Genomic DNA, 1,004 nt, shown 5'->3' with positions numbered 1-1,004 from the left:
CGGAGGTGGCGGCGGCGCTGACCGCGGGCGGCGGCGAGCTGCTGGAGGCCGTGCGCCTGTTCGACGTCTACACCGGCGACCAGGTCGGCGAGGGCAAGCGCAGCCTGGCGTACAGCCTGCGCTTCCGCGCCCCGGACCGCACCCTCACGAACGAGGAGGCCAACGCCGCCCGGGACGCCGCGATCGCCGAGGCCGCAGCCCGCGTGTCCGCCGTCCAACGCTGAACCCAGCGCAGCATGACGCGGGTCAGTCGACGCCCTTGCCGGTGAGGCCCACGGCGTCGGTCAGGCGCCCGCCGAGGAACGGCAGGATCCCCCAGAGCGCGAACGCCCAGCTGCCCATCAGCGGGAACAGCGGGATGGACACCAGGAAGGACGCGGCGGTGACCGCCGAGGACACCCAGCCCCCGCGCAACCAGTAGCGCGGGGTCTCCGGGATGAACGCCCTGGAGCGCCGCAGGACGAGCACCATCGCCGCGAACGTGGCGGTCTGCAGCGTCTGGGCCAGCGCGTAGATCCCGAACCGCGGGAAGTCGATGTGCTCCTCGGAGATGAACCGGGTGAGGAACGGCGTCAGCACGATCAGCAACAGCCAGAACATGTTGAGCCAGATGATCCCGGTGTCGGCCCGGCCGACGTAGCGGAACAGCCGGTGGTGGCTGATCCAGTGCCGGGCGATCACCGCGAAGCTGATCAGGAACGCCAGGTACTCGCCCCAGTTCGCGGCGAAGCCCGCCGCCAGCGCGGCGGCCGTCTCACCCTCGGGGACCTGCAGCTCGATCGCGAGCAGGGTGATCGCGATGGCCACGACGGCGTCGGAGAAGAACGTCAGCCGCTCCGCCGCGCCGCGGTCGGTCCCCTCGAAGTCGGTCGCGGCGTCCTGATCGGACGCGGGGTCGCTCATGGCGATCGACCTTAAGGGTCAACCGGGCAGCCGGGCGAGAGCCCGCCGGGCCGCCTCGGCCCACCGCGTGTCGTCCGGGTCGCGCTCGGCGACGGCGATCG

2 protein-coding genes are annotated in these 1,004 nt (G+C 72.2%); one reads left to right on the top strand and one right to left on the bottom strand.

The window, feature by feature from the left end; translation table 11 throughout:
• Positions 1-224 (top strand): phenylalanine--tRNA ligase subunit beta-related protein (locus tag H5J29_RS34110; protein WP_181784969.1); only part of this gene is annotated, 224 nt, incomplete at its 5' end.
• 22 nt (positions 225-246) lie between these two features.
• Here the strand turns inward: H5J29_RS34110 and H5J29_RS34105 are convergent.
• Positions 247-903: a TMEM175 family protein gene (locus tag H5J29_RS34105; RefSeq protein WP_181784968.1), complete on the bottom strand. Its 657-nt coding sequence runs from the start codon at positions 901-903 to the stop codon at positions 247-249.
• Positions 904-1,004 lie beyond the last annotated feature (101 nt).

The organism is Pseudonocardia pini (genome assembly GCF_013870575.1).
Lineage (GTDB): Bacteria > Actinomycetota > Actinomycetes > Mycobacteriales > Pseudonocardiaceae > Pseudonocardia > Pseudonocardia pini.
This window is presented reverse-complemented; position numbering and strand designations above follow the sequence as displayed.